Source organism: Actinomadura sp. NEAU-AAG7 (genome assembly GCF_018603865.1).
Lineage (GTDB): Bacteria > Actinomycetota > Actinomycetes > Streptosporangiales > Streptosporangiaceae > Spirillospora > Spirillospora litoris.
In genome coordinates this window covers 151,124-163,950 of record NZ_JAHFZY010000006.1, presented here as the reverse complement: position 1 = coordinate 163,950, position 12,827 = coordinate 151,124, and the positions used below count along the sequence as shown (strand labels likewise).

The following is a 12,827-nucleotide window of genomic DNA, read 5'->3' as shown; positions in this document are numbered from 1 at the left end:
CCGCCCGTCGGCGTCCGGAAGGGGCACAGCGTGCGCCGCACCCTGTTCAACGAGGATCACGAGGCGTTCCGGAAGATGATCCGCGGCTTCGTCGCCGCCGAGGTCGCACCGGTGTTCGGCTCCTGGGAGGAGGCGGGCCACCCGCCGCGCGAGTTCTACAACCGGCTCGGCGAGCTCGGGATCCTCGGCATCCAGGTGCCCGAGGAGTACGGCGGCGCGGGCGAGACCAGCTTCAAGTACCAGGCCGTGGTCGCCGAGGAGTGCGCCCGCGCGGGGGTGGGCTTCGGCGGCTACGTCGTCCACGTCAACCTGGTGCTGCCCTACCTGCTCAAGTACGCGACGCGGGAGCAGAAGGAGCGCTGGCTGCCGCCGTTCGCGGCCGGCGAGATGATGACGGCCATCGCGATGACCGAGCCCGGCACCGGCTCCGACCTCGCCGGGATGCGCACCACCGCGCGGCGCGACGGCGACCACTACGTGCTGAACGGCGCCAAGACCTTCATCACCGGCGGGGTGCTGGCCGACCGGGTGCTGGTGGTGGCCCGCACCTCCGCCGCCCCGGCCGGCGACCGGCGCGCGGGCCTGTCGATCCTCGCGGTCGACGCCCGCAGCGAGGGGTACGCGGTCGGGCGCAAGCTGGAGAAGATCGGGCTCCGCAGCTCCGACACGGCGGAGCTGTCGTTCACCGACGTGCGGGTGCCCGCCGGGGACCTGCTCGGCGAGGAGGGGCGCGGGTTCGAGTACCTCACCCACAACCTGGCGGAGGAGCGGCTCGGCATCGCCACGACCTCCTACGCCTCCGCCGCCGCGGCGGTGGGCTTCGCCCGCGCGTACGTGCGGGACCGGACGGTCTTCGGCAAGCCCGTCTCCTCGTTCCAGAACACCCGGTTCGTCCTCGCCGAGTGCGCCACCGAGGTGGAGGCGGCGCGGTCGCTGGTGGACCGCGCGATCGAGGCGCTGGACGCCGGGGAGCTGACCCCCGCCGACGCGGCCGTCGCCAAGCTGTTCTGCACCGAGGTGCAGGCGCGCGTGGTCGACAAGTGCCTCCAGCTCCACGGCGGCTACGGCTACATCCTGGAGTACCCGATCGCGCGGCTGTACGCCGACGCCCGCGTCTCGCGGATCTACGGCGGCACCAGCGAGGTGCTCAAGACGATCATCGCCAAGGACCTCCAGGTCTGAGCGGCCCGGGGATCAGTACCCGGGGATCAGTACCCGGGGATCAGTAGCGGCGGGCCTCGGCCAGCTGCCGCGCCAGCACGGACGGCGCGTCCACCAGCGAGGGCCCGTACCAGGTGAGGTGGCGGCCGTCGACGAGCGCGGCGTCCAGGCCGGGGAAGGACTCCGGGCCGTCGGCCGCGGTGAAGCGGTAGGGCTCGTCGGGCAGGACGACCAGGTCCGCGCCCGCCGCGTTCAGCTCCTCCAGCGGGACCTTCGGGTAGCGCTCGGGGTGCCCGGCGTAGACGTTCGCGACGCCCAGCCGGGACAGGACGTCGCCGGTGAAGGTGTCGCGGCCGACGACCATCCACGGCCGCCGCCACACCGGAACGACCGCCGCGCGCGGCGCGCCGGGCGCGACCCGCGCCCAGACGCGCTCGGCCTCCTCCAGCCACGCGGGCGCCGGGACGCGGCACGCCCCGGCCAGCATGCGGCGCAGGGAGGGGAGCGCCTCGTCCACGGTGCGGATCTCGGTCATCCAGACGGGGACGCCGGACGCGCGCAGCGCCTCGACGTCGCCGGGCCGGTTCTCCTCGGTGTTGCCGAGGACGACGTCGGGCCGCAGCGCGGCGACCTTCCCCAGGTCGGGGCTCTTCGTCCCGCCGACGCGCGGCACGTCCAGGCCGGCCGGGTGGGTGCACCAGTCGGTGGCCCCGGCGAGCAGGCCGGGCGCGCTCACCGCGACCGTCTCGGTCAGGGACGGGACGAGCGAGACGACCCGGCGCACCCGCTCGGGCAGGGGAACGGCCGCGCCGGTGTCGTCGGTGCCCGGCCCACCGGAACGCGTCATACGTTGCGGCGGTACTGGCCGCCGACCTCGAAGAACGCGTCGGTGATCTGCTGGAGGCTGCACACCCGGGCCGCGTCGACCAGGACCGCGAACACGTTCCCGCCCGAGCGCGCCGCGTCCTTGAGCGCGGCCAGCGCCGACTCGGCCTCCTCGCGGTGCGCGGCCTGGTAGGCCCGGACCCGGTCGAGCTGCGAGCGCTTCTCCTCGTCGGTGGCGCGCGCCAGCTCGATCGACACCGGGGTGCCGGAGTCGGCGTCCGGGCCGCGGAAGGTGTTGACGCCGACGATCGGCAGCGAGCCGTCGTGCTTGCGCTGCTCGTACAGCATCGACTCGTCCTGGATGCGGCCGCGCTGGTAGCCGGTCTCCATCGCGCCGAGCACGCCGCCGCGCTCGCTGATCCGGTCGAACTCGGCGAGCACCGCCTCCTCGACGAGGTCGGTCAGCTCGTCGATGACGAACGACCCCTGGAGCGGGTTCTCGTTCATCGCGAGGCCCCACTCGCGGTTGATGATGAGCTGGATCGCCAGGGCCCGGCGGACGGACTCGGCGGTCGGGGTGGTGACGGCCTCGTCGTAGGCGTTGGTGTGCAGGCTGTTGCAGTTGTCGTAGATCGCGATGAGCGCCTGGAGCGTCGTGCGGATGTCGTTGAAGTGCATCTCCTGCGCGTGCAGGGACCGCCCCGACGTCTGCACGTGGTACTTGAGCTTCTGGCTGCGCTCGTCGGCGCCGTACCGGTCGCGCATGGCGACGGCCCAGATGCGGCGGGCGACGCGTCCGAGGACGTTGTACTCGGGGTCCATGCCGTTGGAGAAGAAGAACGACAGGTTCGGCGCGAAGTCGTTCACGTCCATGCCGCGCGCCAGGTAGGACTCGACGTAGGTGAACCCGTTCGCCAGCGTGAACGCGAGCTGGCTGATGGGGTTCGCGCCCGCCTCGGCGATGTGGTAGCCGGAGATGGACACCGAGTAGAAGTTGCGGACGGAGTTGGCGATGAACCACTCCTGGATGTCGCCCATCATCCGCAGCGAGAACTCGGTGGAGAAGATGCAGGTGTTCTGCCCCTGGTCCTCCTTGAGGATGTCGGCCTGGACGGTACCGCGCACGGTGGCCAGCACCCGCGCGCGCACCCCCGCCGCCTCCTCCTCGGACGGCTCGCGGCCGTGCTCCTCGCGGAAGGCGTCCATGCCCTGGTCGATGGCGGTGTTGAGGAAGAACGCCAGGATCGTCGGCGCGGGCCCGTTGATCGTCATCGACACCGACGTGGTCGGCGAGGACAGGTCGAACCCGTCGTAGAGCGCCTTCATGTCGTCCAGCGTCGCGATCGACACCCCGGACGTGCCGACCTTGCCGTACACGTCGGGGCGCTCGCCCGGGTCGCGCCCGTACAGCGTGACCGAGTCGAACGCGGTGGACAGCCGGGTCGCGGGCTGCCCCTCCGACAGCAGCTTGAAGCGCCGGTTGGTGCGGAACGGGTCGCCCTCCCCCGCGAACATCCGCGCCGGGTCCTCGTTGTCGCGCTTGAACGGGAACACCCCGGCGGTGAACGGGAACCTCCCCGGCAGGTTCTCCGAGCGCAGGAACCGCAGCAGCTCGCCGTGGTCGGTGTAGCGGGGCAGCGCGACGCGCGGGATCCGGCTGCCCGACAGGGACTCGCGGGCCAGCGGCGTGCGCAGCTCCCGGTCGCGGATCCGGACGACCTGCTCCTCGCCCGAGTAGGACTCCACGACGGCGGGCCAGCCCTCGACCAGCTCGGCGTTCGCGGGGTCGACGTCCCCGCGGGCCCGCTCCAGCAGCGCCTCGACCTCGGTGGCGTCGGTCAGCTCCGCGCGCACCTCGTCCAGCCGCTGGACGCGCCGGACCGCCTCGACCTGCCGACGCGTCGCCGCGTGGTAGCCGTGCACGGTCTCGGCGATGTCGGACAGGTACCGGACGCGCGCGGGCGGGATGATCGTCGCGGCGCCGGTGGACACCTTCGTCTCCGCCTCGGGCAGCGTCCCGGGCTCCAGGCGGAGCCCGTGCTCGCCGAGGAGCCCGCCCAGGTGCTGGTAGAGCGCGGTGACGCCGTCGTCGTTGAACGTGGCGGCGCTCGTGCCGAAGACCGGCATGTCGTCGGGCCGCTGCCCGAACGCCTCCCGGTTGCGGACGAGCTGCCGCGAGACGTCCCGCAGCGCGTCGGCCGCGCCGCGCCGCTCGAACTTGTTGATCGCGACCACGTCGGCGAAGTCGAGCATGTCGATCTTCTCCAGCTGGGACGCGGCGCCGAACTCCGGCGTCATCACATACAGCGACACGTCCACCAGCGGGACGATCGCGGCGTCGCCCTGCCCGATGCCGGGGGTCTCCAGGACCACGAGGTCGTACCCGGCGGCCTTGCACGCGGTGACGATGTCCTCGATGCCGCCGGGCAGCTCCCGCGCGCCGCGCGTGGCGAGCGAGCGGAAGAACACGTGGTCGCCGTCGAGGGAGTTCATCCGGATGCGGTCGCCGAGCAGCGCGCCGCCGCCGCGCCGCCGGGTCGGGTCGACGGCGAGCACCGCGACGCGGACCTTGTCCTGCTGGTCGACGCGCAGCCGCCGCACCAGCTCGTCGGTGAGCGAGGACTTGCCGGAGCCGCCCGTCCCGGTGATGCCGAGCACGGGCACGCGCCGCTTCCCGGCGGCCTCGGCGAGCAGCGCCCGGTCGGCCTCCGGCAGCTTCCCGGCCTGGAGGCAGGTGATCGCGCGGGCGAGGGCGCGCCGGTCCCCGGCGACGACCCCGTCCGCGGCGGCGGGCTCGGCGGCCAGGTCGACGTCGCAGTCGCGGACCAGCTCGTTGATCATCCCGGGCAGGCCGAGGCGCTGGCCGTCCTCGGGCGAGAAGATCCGCACCCCGGCGGCCGACAGCCGCGCGATCTCCTCGTGCACGATCACGCCGCCGCCCCCGCCGAACACCCGCACGTGCCCGGCGCCGGCCTCCTTCAGGCTCCGCGCGAGGAACTCGAAGTACTCGACGTGCCCGCCCTGGTAGGAGCTGATCGCGACGCCCTGCGCGTCCTCCTCCAGGACGGCGTCGACGACCTCGCGCACCGAGCGGTCGTGCCCGAGGTGCACGACCTCGGCGCCCTGCGCCTGGAGGATCCGCCGCATGATGTTGATCGCCGCGTCGTGCCCGTCGAACAGCGCCGCCGCCGTCACGAACCGCACCGGATGCTCCGGCACGTGGAGCTGCCCCGTCACCGTCTCCACCTCAACCCTTGGACATCCAATATTTGGAAGTTAAAATAGTTTCCGTGCGCGATCAGGTCAAGGACACATACGCTCATGCGATGCCCGCCACCCCCGATCCCATCGCCGAGGCCCACCGCCAGTGGAGCCTCCGCTGGCCCGAGCACGCCGACCACATGGCCGCCGTGACCTCGGTGATGCGCGCGCAGCAGCTGCTGCTGAGCCGCGTCGAGGCCGTCCTCAAGCCCTACGGCCTCACGTTCGCCGCCTACGAGGCGCTGCGCCTGCTCGCCTTCACGCGCACCGGCACCCTCCCGATGGGCAAGATGGGCGACCGGCTCATGGTGCACCCCGCGTCGGTGACCAACGTGATCGGGCGCCTGGAGCAGCGCGGCCTGGTCGGCCGCGGCCCCTCGCCCGCCGACCGCCGCGTCGTCCTCGCCACCATCACCGGCGCCGGGCGCGAGCTGGCGGAGGAGGCCACCGCCGCGCTCAACGAGTCCGGGTTCGGCATCGCCGGGCTGCCCGCCGCGCGGGCCGTCGAGATCACCGCGGCGCTGCGCGCCGTCCGCGCCGCCACGGGCGAGGTCGAGGAGCCCTGACGCCCGAGATGCCGGATTTGTGACTCATGCCCGCCCCTCGGGCCGGATGACCGGTAGATCAAATATGCTGCGAATCACACCCCGGAAGGCGCGAGGAGGCGGCAATGGCGGATTCGCCGACGACGACGTACGGCGGCTATCTGCGACTCGACCGGCTGCTGTCATGCCAGGAGCCGAGGACCGGCGCGCACGACGAGATGCTGTTCGTGATCATCCATCAGGTCTACGAGCTGTGGTTCAAGCAGATCCTGCACGAGGCGGCCCTGCTCCAGCGCAGGCTGGAGGAGGGCAACAGCGCCGGGTCGCTGCACACCGCCCGCCGCATCGCCAAGATCCTCAAAACCGTCGTCGGCCAGCTGGACGTGCTGGAGACCATGACGCCCCGGCAGTTCGCGTCCTTCCGCGACGCGCTCGGGACCTCCAGCGGCTTCCAGAGCGAGCAGTTCCGCGAGCTGGAGGCCGTCCTCGGGCGCCGCGCCTTCCCCGCCTCCGACCTGCGCGACGACGAGCGCCTCCAGGCCGCGGTCGCGCGCCCGTCGCTGTTCGACTCGCTGCTGCGCTACCTGGCCGGTCGCGGCCATCCCGTCCCGCCCGAGGCCCTCGACCGGGACGTCTCGGGCGGGTGGGAGCCGGACGCGGGCGTCCAGAAGATCCTGCTCGCGGTCTACGCCGACGAGAGCGGACCGGCGGCCGAGGTGTGCGAGGCGCTCGTCGACGTGGACGAGGGCATCCAGGAGTGGCGGTACCGGCACCTGAAGATGGTCGAGCGGACGATCGGCGCCAAGATCGGCACCGGCGGCTCGGCGGGCGCCGACTACCTGCGCTCCACCCTGTTCGCGCCCGCCTTCCCCGACCTGTGGGAGGTCCGCTCGCAGACCGAGGAGGTCCCCGTCCATGGCGCCTGATGACGAGGCCGCCGGCGGCGGCGCCGGGGGCGGCGGACGGGTCGCCGTCGTCGGCGCGGGCCTCGCGGGCTGCCTGCTCGCCGTGCTGCTCGGCCGGCGCGGCATCGAGGTGACGGTGTACGAGCGGCGCCCCGACCCGCGCGTCGCGGGCGCCGAGCAGGGCCGCTCCATCAACCTCGCGATCTCGGCCCGCGGCCTGGCGGCGCTGGAGCAGGTCGGGCTGCGCGACCACGCGCTGAAGCAGGCGCTGCCCATGCACGGCCGCATGGTGCACCCGCGCGGCGGCGAGCCGAACTTCCAGCCCTACAGCGCCGACGGCGGGCGCGCCATCAACTCGATCGGCCGCGCCGAGCTGAACCGGTCGCTGCTGGAGACCGCCGAGGCCACGCCCGGCGTCCGGCTCGTCTTCTCCCGGCGCGTCACGGGCGTGGACACCAAGGCGGGCGCGCTGCTCCTGGAGGACCCGGCGGGCCGCTCCAGCACCGAGCCCGCCGACGTCGTCCTCGCCGGGGACGGGGCCTACAGCGCCGTCCGCGCGTCGCTGCGGCCCGACGGCGACACCGACTTCCTGGAGCACGGCTACAAGGAGCTGACGGTCCCGCCGCGCGACGGCGGGTTCGCGCTGGACCCGGACGCGCTGCACATCTGGCCGCGCGGCACGTCCATGATGATCGCGCTGCCCAACCTCGACCGGTCCTTCACCTGCACGCTGTTCTGGCCGAAGTCGGACTTCGACGTCCTGGACACCCCCGACCGGGTCGCCGCGTACTTCGCCGAGCACTACCCGGACGTCGCGAAGCTGATGCCGGGGCTCGTCGAGGACTACGGGCGCAACCCCGTCGGGTCGCTCGTCACCGTCCGGTGCTGGCCGTGGGTGCGCTACGGCGACGGCGCGATCGTCGCGCTGCTCGGGGACGCGGCGCACGCGATCGTCCCGTTCTTCGGGCAGGGCGCCAACTGCGCGTTCGAGGACTGCATCGAGATCGACCGGTGCCTGACCGAGACCGACGGGCACTGGCCGCGCGCGCTGTCGCTCTACCAGGAGCGCCGCAAGGCCAACACCGACGCGATCGCCGAGATGGCGCTGGACAACTTCGTCGAGATGCGCGACCGGGTGTCCTCGCCGGTCTACCGGGCCAAGCAGGCCGCGACGCACGCGCTGGAGCGGCGCCTCGCGGGCCGCTACGTCTCCCGGTACGAGCTGGTGTCGTTCTCCACCATGCCCTACGCGGAGATCCCGTCCCGCATCCGGCGGCAGAACCGCGTCCTCGCCGGGTCCGCCGCCGGGGCCGCGGGGGCGCTCGTGCTCAGCCTGCGGATCCTTCGCCGGCGGAGCCGCCGCTGACGGCCCCGGCCGCCTCGCCGCCCTCCGCCGGACGTCCCCGCCGGCTGGAGATCACGAGGTCGGCGACGGCGGCGGCCAGCGCCGCCAGGACGAACGCCAGGATGACGATGAGGCCCTGCCGGAACGCGGCTGCCCAGTCGCCGCGGCTCCCGGAGACCGACGCGAAGAACACCGAACCGACGGCGGCGATCCCGGTCGCGGTGCCGACGCGCTGGCCGGTCTGGAGCACCCCGGCGGCGCTGCCGCCCTCGGTGTAGGGGATCTCCGACAGCGTGATCGTCTGGTTGGGCGCGATCACCAGCCCGCTCCCGGTGCCCGCGAGCAGCAGCGGCACCGCGGTCGCGAGCGCGACGCCGCGTCCGGGCTCCAGCTCGACCGCGACCCACGCGGCGACCAGCCCGACCGCGACCAGGCCGAGCCCGGCGGCGACGAGCGGCCGTCCGTACCTGTGCACCACCCGTCCGCCGACCGAGGCCGCGACGCCCGACCCCACCGCGAACGGCGTGATCGCCAGGCCCGCCTCCAGCGCGCTGTAGTGCAGGCCGTTCTGCAGGTACAGGGTGAAGATGAAGAACACGGCGGTGAACCCGGCGAAGTACAGCAGCGCGATCGCGGCGCCGAGCGCGTAGGAGCGGCGCCGGAACATGCCGAGGTCGACCATCGGCGTCCGCGTCCGCCGCTCCCACGTCACGAACGCGGCGATCAGCGCGGCGGCGGCGGGCAGCAGCAGCCACTTGGCGGGCCCGTGCCACTCCTGGTTCTGGACGAACGGCAGCAGCACGCACAGCACGCCCGAGCCCAGCAGCAGCACCCCCGGCGGGTCGAGCCCGCGCTGCTCCCCGTAGATCGGCTCGGGCAGCAGCCGCCACGCCAGCGGCAGCGCGAGCAGGCCGACCGGGACGTTGACGTAGAACACCCAGCGCCAGCCGTTGTCGGCCCCGGCCAGCGCGATCAGCGCGCCGCCGAGCAGCGGGCCGGTGGCGGTCGCGATCCCGATGACCGAGCCGAGCGCGCCGAACGCCTTGCCCCGCTCGGCGCCCTGGAACAGCTGCTGGATGAGCCCGGCGACCTGCGGGTTCAGGATGCCGCCCGCGACGCCCTGGGCGAGCCGCGCGCCGACCAGCCAGCCGATGCCGGGCGCGATCCCGGCGAGGGCGCTGGAGGCGGTGAACAGCGCCAGCCCCGACATGAACACCGCGCGCCTGCTGCGCGCGTCGCCGAGCCGCCCGGCGGGCACGAGGACGAGCCCGAACGTCAGCGCGTACCCCGACAGGATCCACTGGAGGCCCGCCTCGGACGCGTCCAGGCCCTCCCGGATCGAGGGCAGCGCGACGTTGACGATGCTGACGTCCAGCAGGGTCATGAACGCGGCGACCAGGCACACCGACAGCGCCTGCCAGCGGCGCCGCGCGCCCGGGCCGTCCCCGGCGGCGGCCGGGGTCCCGGTGCGCACGAGCCCGTCCTTTCCGAAGATCGCGCCGTCAAACGCGCGGTGTCGCCATGCCAGAGTTGCGGTATGACCGATTCCGCGCCGGAGACCGGCCCCGACGAACTCCAGTGCTCCGCCAAGGGCTGCCGCGCCGACGCCGTCTGGGCGCTGCGCTGGAACAACCCGAAGATCCACACGCCGGACCGGCGGAAGATCTGGCTGGCCTGCGACGAGCACCGCGAGAGCCTGTCGGCGTTCCTGGGCCGCCGCGACTTCCTGCGCGACGTCGTCCCGGTCGCCGACCGGAACCTCCCCGAGGGCTAGGTCTCGTCGAGGACGGCGGCGGCGGCAGCGGGGGCGGCGGAGGCCGGATCGGCGGGCGGGGCCGGATCGGCGGGCGGGGGCGGTTCCGCCTTCTGCCAGCCCTCGGCGAGCTCGGTGAGGCGGGCGGCGGCGTCCCGGGCGGGGGCGCCGCGCCCGACCGCGAGGCCCAGCAGGTAGGCGGTGAGCGGCGCGCCCGGCCGCGCCACGCCGTGGGCGACGTCGCGGGCCAGGTCGAGCACCAGGTCACGGTCGATGTCGCCGCGCTCCAGGCCGAGCTCCCCGCAGGCCGCCTCCAGCCACTCCTCCAGTACCGACATGCGTCCCCCTGTCCGTCGTTCGCGGTGCCGTCGTTCGCGGTGCCGTCCTCCGCGGTGCCCACTCTCGCACGGTCAACGCCCGTCGCGCCGCGCGAGGCGCTCGGCGCGGGCGAGTTGCTCCGGGGTGTCGCAGTCGTACCACGGCGGGCGGGCCCCGGCGGGCAGCGCGACCCCGGCCGGTTCCAACGGCCCGAGGACGCCGCGCAGGGACGCGCCCGTGTACCCGGCGAGGGCGTCGCGGAGGGCGGCGGTCCGCCAGCAGCCCGCGAGCCACTGCTCGCGGCCGTCCTCGTCCACGAGGACGGCGCCGGGGCGGGCCCGCGCCGCGTCCAGCAGCGCGGCGAGGTGCGCGGGACGCAGGAACGGCAGGTCGGCGGCCAGCAGCGCGACCCACGGCGCGCTGACCTCGGCGAGCCCGGCCCGCAGCGCGGGGACCGGCCCCGCGCCCGGCGGGTCCTCCCGCACGTGGACGGCCTCGGCCAGCACGCCGCGCGGCGGGCCGACCACGACCAGCCGGGACGCGCCCGACGCGGCGGCGGCCACCCACTCGATGAGCGCCCGCCCGCCGACGGCCGCGCCCGGTTTGTCGCCGCCGAACCGCCGCGCCCGGCCCCCGGCCAGCACGACCGCGTCGAACACCGGCCCCTCGCCCATCGTCACGCTCCGTTCGGAAGGCCGCGGGGCCGCTCAGCCGCCGATCGCCGACATCGGACGCGACGGCTGGAGGAAGGACGGGTCGTCGATGCCGTGCCCGGCGCGCTTGGCGCGCACCGCCGCGCGCCAGCGCTCCAGGAGTTCCTCGTCGGTGGCGCCGCCGCGCATGGCGTCGCGCAGGTTGGACTCCTCGGTGGCGAACAGGCAGTTGCGGACCTGCCCGTCGGCGGTGAGCCGGACCCGGTCGCAGGCGCCGCAGAACGGGCGGGTCACCGAGCCGATCACGCCCACCTGCGCGGGCCCGCCGTCGACGGTGAACGCCTCGGCGGGGGCGCTGCCGCGCGCGTGCGCGTCCCCGGGTACGAGGTCGAACTCGGCGGAGAGCCGGTCGAGGATCTCCTCCGCGGTGATCATGTTCTCGCGGGTCCAGCCGTGCTGGGCGTCCAGCGGCATCTGCTCGATGAAGCGGAGCCGGTAGCCGTGCTCAAGGCAGAACCGCAGCAGCGGGACCGCCTCGTGGTCGTTGACCCCCCGCATCAGCACCGCGTTGATCTTCACCGGCGTGAGCCCGGCCGCGCGCGCCGCCGCGAGCCCGGCCAGGACGTCGCCGAGCCGGTCGCGGTGCGCGAGCCGCTTGAACGTCGCCGGGTCGAGGGTGTCGAGCGAGACGTTCACCCGGTCGAGCCCGGCGTCGGCGAGCGGCGCCGCCAGCCGGTCCAGGCCGATGCCGTTGGTGGTCAGCGAGACCTGCGGGCGCGGCGCGAGCGCGGCCGTCCGCCGCACGATCTCGGTGAGGCCGCGCCGCAGCAGCGGCTCCCCGCCGGTGTAGCGGACCTCGGTGATCCCGAGTTCGGTGACGCCGAGCCGGACGAGCCGCAGCACCTCCTCGTCGGTGAGCAGCTCCGGCTTGGGCAGCCAGTCCAGCCCCTCCGGCGGCATGCAGTACGAGCACCGAAGGTTGCACCGGTCGGTGAGGGAGACCCGTAGGTCCGTCGCGGTTCGGCCGAAGGTGTCGACCAGCACGGGCGCCCCTTTCCTGCTGCTGGACGGCCCGGGCAGCGGGCCGCCGGCGATTGTGGTCGGTCATTCCAGCCTATTGCGGCGGTTGACGATCCGCGTCATCACGGGAGACGGTTTCGACCCGGTACGCGATGGACACGGGAGGTCACGGATGGTCACGCCGACGACATGGGAGTTCGCGGGGACGAGAGGCGCCGTCACGGCGCGCGTCTGGGCGGCCCCGGAGCCGAGGTACGTCGCCGTCCTCGTGCACGGCTACGGCGAGCACCTCGGGCGCTACGGGCACGTCGCCGACGTCCTGGTGCGGCACGGCGCCACGGTGTGCGGGCCCGACCACATGGGGCACGGGCTGTCGGCGGGCGAGCGGGTCCTGGTCGAGGACTACGAGGACGTCGTCGCCGACGTCCACACGGTGGTGGAGGCGGCGCGCGGCGACCATCCCGGGCTGCCGGTCGTGATGATCGGCCACTCGATGGGCGGCCTGGTCGCCGCCCGGTACGCCCAGCTGCACGGGGCGGGGCTGGCCCTGCTGGCGCTGTCGGGGCCGGTGCTGGGCCGCTGGCACGTGGTGGAGGAGCTGCTGCCGCTGGAGGAGATGCCCACCGACCCGATCGACACCGCCACGCTCTCGCGGGACCCGGCGGTCGGCCTGGCCTACTCCGCGGACCCGCTCGTATGGCACGGCCCGTTCAGGAAGCGCACCGTCCAGGCGCTGGACGCGGCGCTGCGCCGCGTCAACGAGCACGGCTCGCTGGGCGCGCTCCCCGTCCTGTACGTGCACGGGGAGGCGGACCGGCTCGTCCGCCCGGAGGACAGCCGGGTCGGCGTGGAGGCCGTCCGCGGTCCGGGCCTCACCGAGCGGCTTTACCCGGGCGCCCGCCACGAGGTGTTCAACGAGACCAACCGCGACGAGGTCCTCGCGGACGTCACCGCGTTCATCGACCGCGTGCTGGGCGGCTGAGCGGAACCCGTGAATCCTCTGGGAGCCGCCTGGGAGTCCCCGGGCGCTCCCCGTCCTCG

The 12,827-nt window shown here is 74.0% G+C and carries 12 protein-coding genes; 6 read left to right on the top strand and 6 right to left on the bottom strand.

All coding sequences use genetic code 11. The annotated features are described in order from the left end of the window. Window positions 1-30: 30 nt before the first annotated feature. Complete coding sequence (locus tag KLI87_RS27090; protein ID WP_214619214.1) at window positions 31-1,182, top strand: acyl-CoA dehydrogenase family protein; 1,152 nt, start codon at window positions 31-33, stop codon at window positions 1,180-1,182. A 40-nt stretch (window positions 1,183-1,222) separates the two neighbouring features. On the opposite strand, the gene KLI87_RS27085 is transcribed toward KLI87_RS27090, so the two are convergent. After that, window positions 1,223-2,008, bottom strand: coding sequence for a helical backbone metal receptor (locus tag KLI87_RS27085; RefSeq protein ID WP_214619213.1), 786 nt, complete (start codon window positions 2,006-2,008; stop codon window positions 1,223-1,225). After that, window positions 2,005-5,223, bottom strand: coding sequence for a fused isobutyryl-CoA mutase/GTPase IcmF (gene icmF, locus KLI87_RS27080; RefSeq protein ID WP_214619212.1), 3,219 nt, complete (start codon window positions 5,221-5,223; stop codon window positions 2,005-2,007). The genes KLI87_RS27085 and icmF overlap by 4 nt, the downstream gene beginning before the upstream one ends. Before the next feature lie 89 nt (window positions 5,224-5,312). Between icmF and KLI87_RS27075 the strand changes: the two genes are divergently transcribed. The 3 genes from KLI87_RS27075 to KLI87_RS27065 all read left to right on the top strand — a co-directional run bounded on the left by KLI87_RS27075 (window position 5,313) and on the right by KLI87_RS27065 (window position 8,063). Then, on the top strand, window positions 5,313-5,813 hold the full coding sequence (locus KLI87_RS27075; RefSeq protein ID WP_156216809.1) for a MarR family transcriptional regulator: 501 nt from the start codon (window positions 5,313-5,315) through the stop codon (window positions 5,811-5,813). Window positions 5,814-5,917: 104 nt separating this feature from the next. After that, the gene (locus KLI87_RS27070) at window positions 5,918-6,718 is read left to right on the top strand and encodes a tryptophan 2,3-dioxygenase (RefSeq protein ID WP_214619211.1); all 801 of its coding nucleotides are present in this window, start codon (window positions 5,918-5,920) and stop codon (window positions 6,716-6,718) included. Beyond that, window positions 6,708-8,063: an NAD(P)/FAD-dependent oxidoreductase gene (locus tag KLI87_RS27065; RefSeq protein WP_214619210.1), complete on the top strand. Its 1,356-nt coding sequence runs from the start codon at window positions 6,708-6,710 to the stop codon at window positions 8,061-8,063. Before KLI87_RS27070 ends, KLI87_RS27065 begins: the two co-directional genes overlap by 11 nt. Here KLI87_RS27065 and KLI87_RS27060 read toward each other — a convergent pair. Next, a complete protein-coding gene (locus KLI87_RS27060) occupies window positions 8,026-9,516 on the bottom strand; it encodes an MFS transporter (RefSeq protein ID WP_308166202.1) in 1,491 nt (496 codons plus the stop codon). The genes KLI87_RS27065 and KLI87_RS27060 overlap by 38 nt on opposite strands. 63 nt (window positions 9,517-9,579) lie before the next feature. Between KLI87_RS27060 and KLI87_RS27055 the strand changes: the two genes are divergently transcribed. Next, window positions 9,580-9,816 carry a hypothetical protein gene (locus KLI87_RS27055; RefSeq protein ID WP_156216812.1) on the top strand — a complete coding sequence of 79 codons (237 nt, stop codon included), beginning with the start codon at window positions 9,580-9,582 and terminating at the stop codon, window positions 9,814-9,816. On the opposite strand, the gene KLI87_RS27050 is transcribed toward KLI87_RS27055, so the two are convergent. From KLI87_RS27050 to moaA, 3 genes are all read right to left on the bottom strand, one after another. Continuing rightward, window positions 9,813-10,133 (bottom strand): DUF6457 domain-containing protein, encoded by a 321-nt coding sequence (locus KLI87_RS27050; RefSeq protein WP_246249740.1) that lies wholly within the window; start codon window positions 10,131-10,133, stop codon window positions 9,813-9,815. The two genes, KLI87_RS27055 and KLI87_RS27050, sit on opposite strands and share 4 nt — an antisense overlap. Before the next feature lie 72 nt (window positions 10,134-10,205). Then, window positions 10,206-10,787 (bottom strand): molybdenum cofactor guanylyltransferase, encoded by a 582-nt coding sequence (locus KLI87_RS27045; RefSeq protein WP_214619209.1) that lies wholly within the window; start codon window positions 10,785-10,787, stop codon window positions 10,206-10,208. 33 nt (window positions 10,788-10,820) lie between these two features. Continuing rightward, window positions 10,821-11,810: a GTP 3',8-cyclase MoaA gene (moaA, locus tag KLI87_RS27040; protein ID WP_214619208.1), complete on the bottom strand. Its 990-nt coding sequence runs from the start codon at window positions 11,808-11,810 to the stop codon at window positions 10,821-10,823. A 148-nt stretch (window positions 11,811-11,958) separates the two neighbouring features. Here moaA and KLI87_RS27035 point away from each other — a divergent pair, with 148 nt between their 5' ends. Next, window positions 11,959-12,768, top strand: a complete 810-nt coding sequence (locus KLI87_RS27035) for an alpha/beta hydrolase (RefSeq protein ID WP_214619207.1) — start codon at window positions 11,959-11,961, stop codon at window positions 12,766-12,768. The last annotated feature ends 59 nt before the right edge of the window (window positions 12,769-12,827 follow it).

Excerpts from the sequence above, each read along its gene's own strand:
- KLI87_RS27085 (WP_214619213.1), bottom strand. The coding sequence starts at position 2,008 with ATGACGCGTTCCGGTGGGCCGGGCACCGACGACACCGGCGCGGCCGTT.
- KLI87_RS27075 (WP_156216809.1), top strand. The coding sequence starts at position 5,313 with ATGCCCGCCACCCCCGATCCCATCGCCGAGGCCCACCGCCAGTGGAGC.
- KLI87_RS27070 (WP_214619211.1), top strand. The coding sequence starts at position 5,918 with ATGGCGGATTCGCCGACGACGACGTACGGCGGCTATCTGCGACTCGAC.
- KLI87_RS27065 (WP_214619210.1), top strand. The coding sequence starts at position 6,708 with ATGGCGCCTGATGACGAGGCCGCCGGCGGCGGCGCCGGGGGCGGCGGA.
- KLI87_RS27055 (WP_156216812.1), top strand. The coding sequence starts at position 9,580 with ATGACCGATTCCGCGCCGGAGACCGGCCCCGACGAACTCCAGTGCTCC.
- KLI87_RS27050 (WP_246249740.1), bottom strand. The coding sequence starts at position 10,133 with ATGTCGGTACTGGAGGAGTGGCTGGAGGCGGCCTGCGGGGAGCTCGGC.
- KLI87_RS27045 (WP_214619209.1), bottom strand. The coding sequence starts at position 10,787 with ATGGGCGAGGGGCCGGTGTTCGACGCGGTCGTGCTGGCCGGGGGCCGG.
- KLI87_RS27035 (WP_214619207.1), top strand. The coding sequence starts at position 11,959 with ATGGTCACGCCGACGACATGGGAGTTCGCGGGGACGAGAGGCGCCGTC.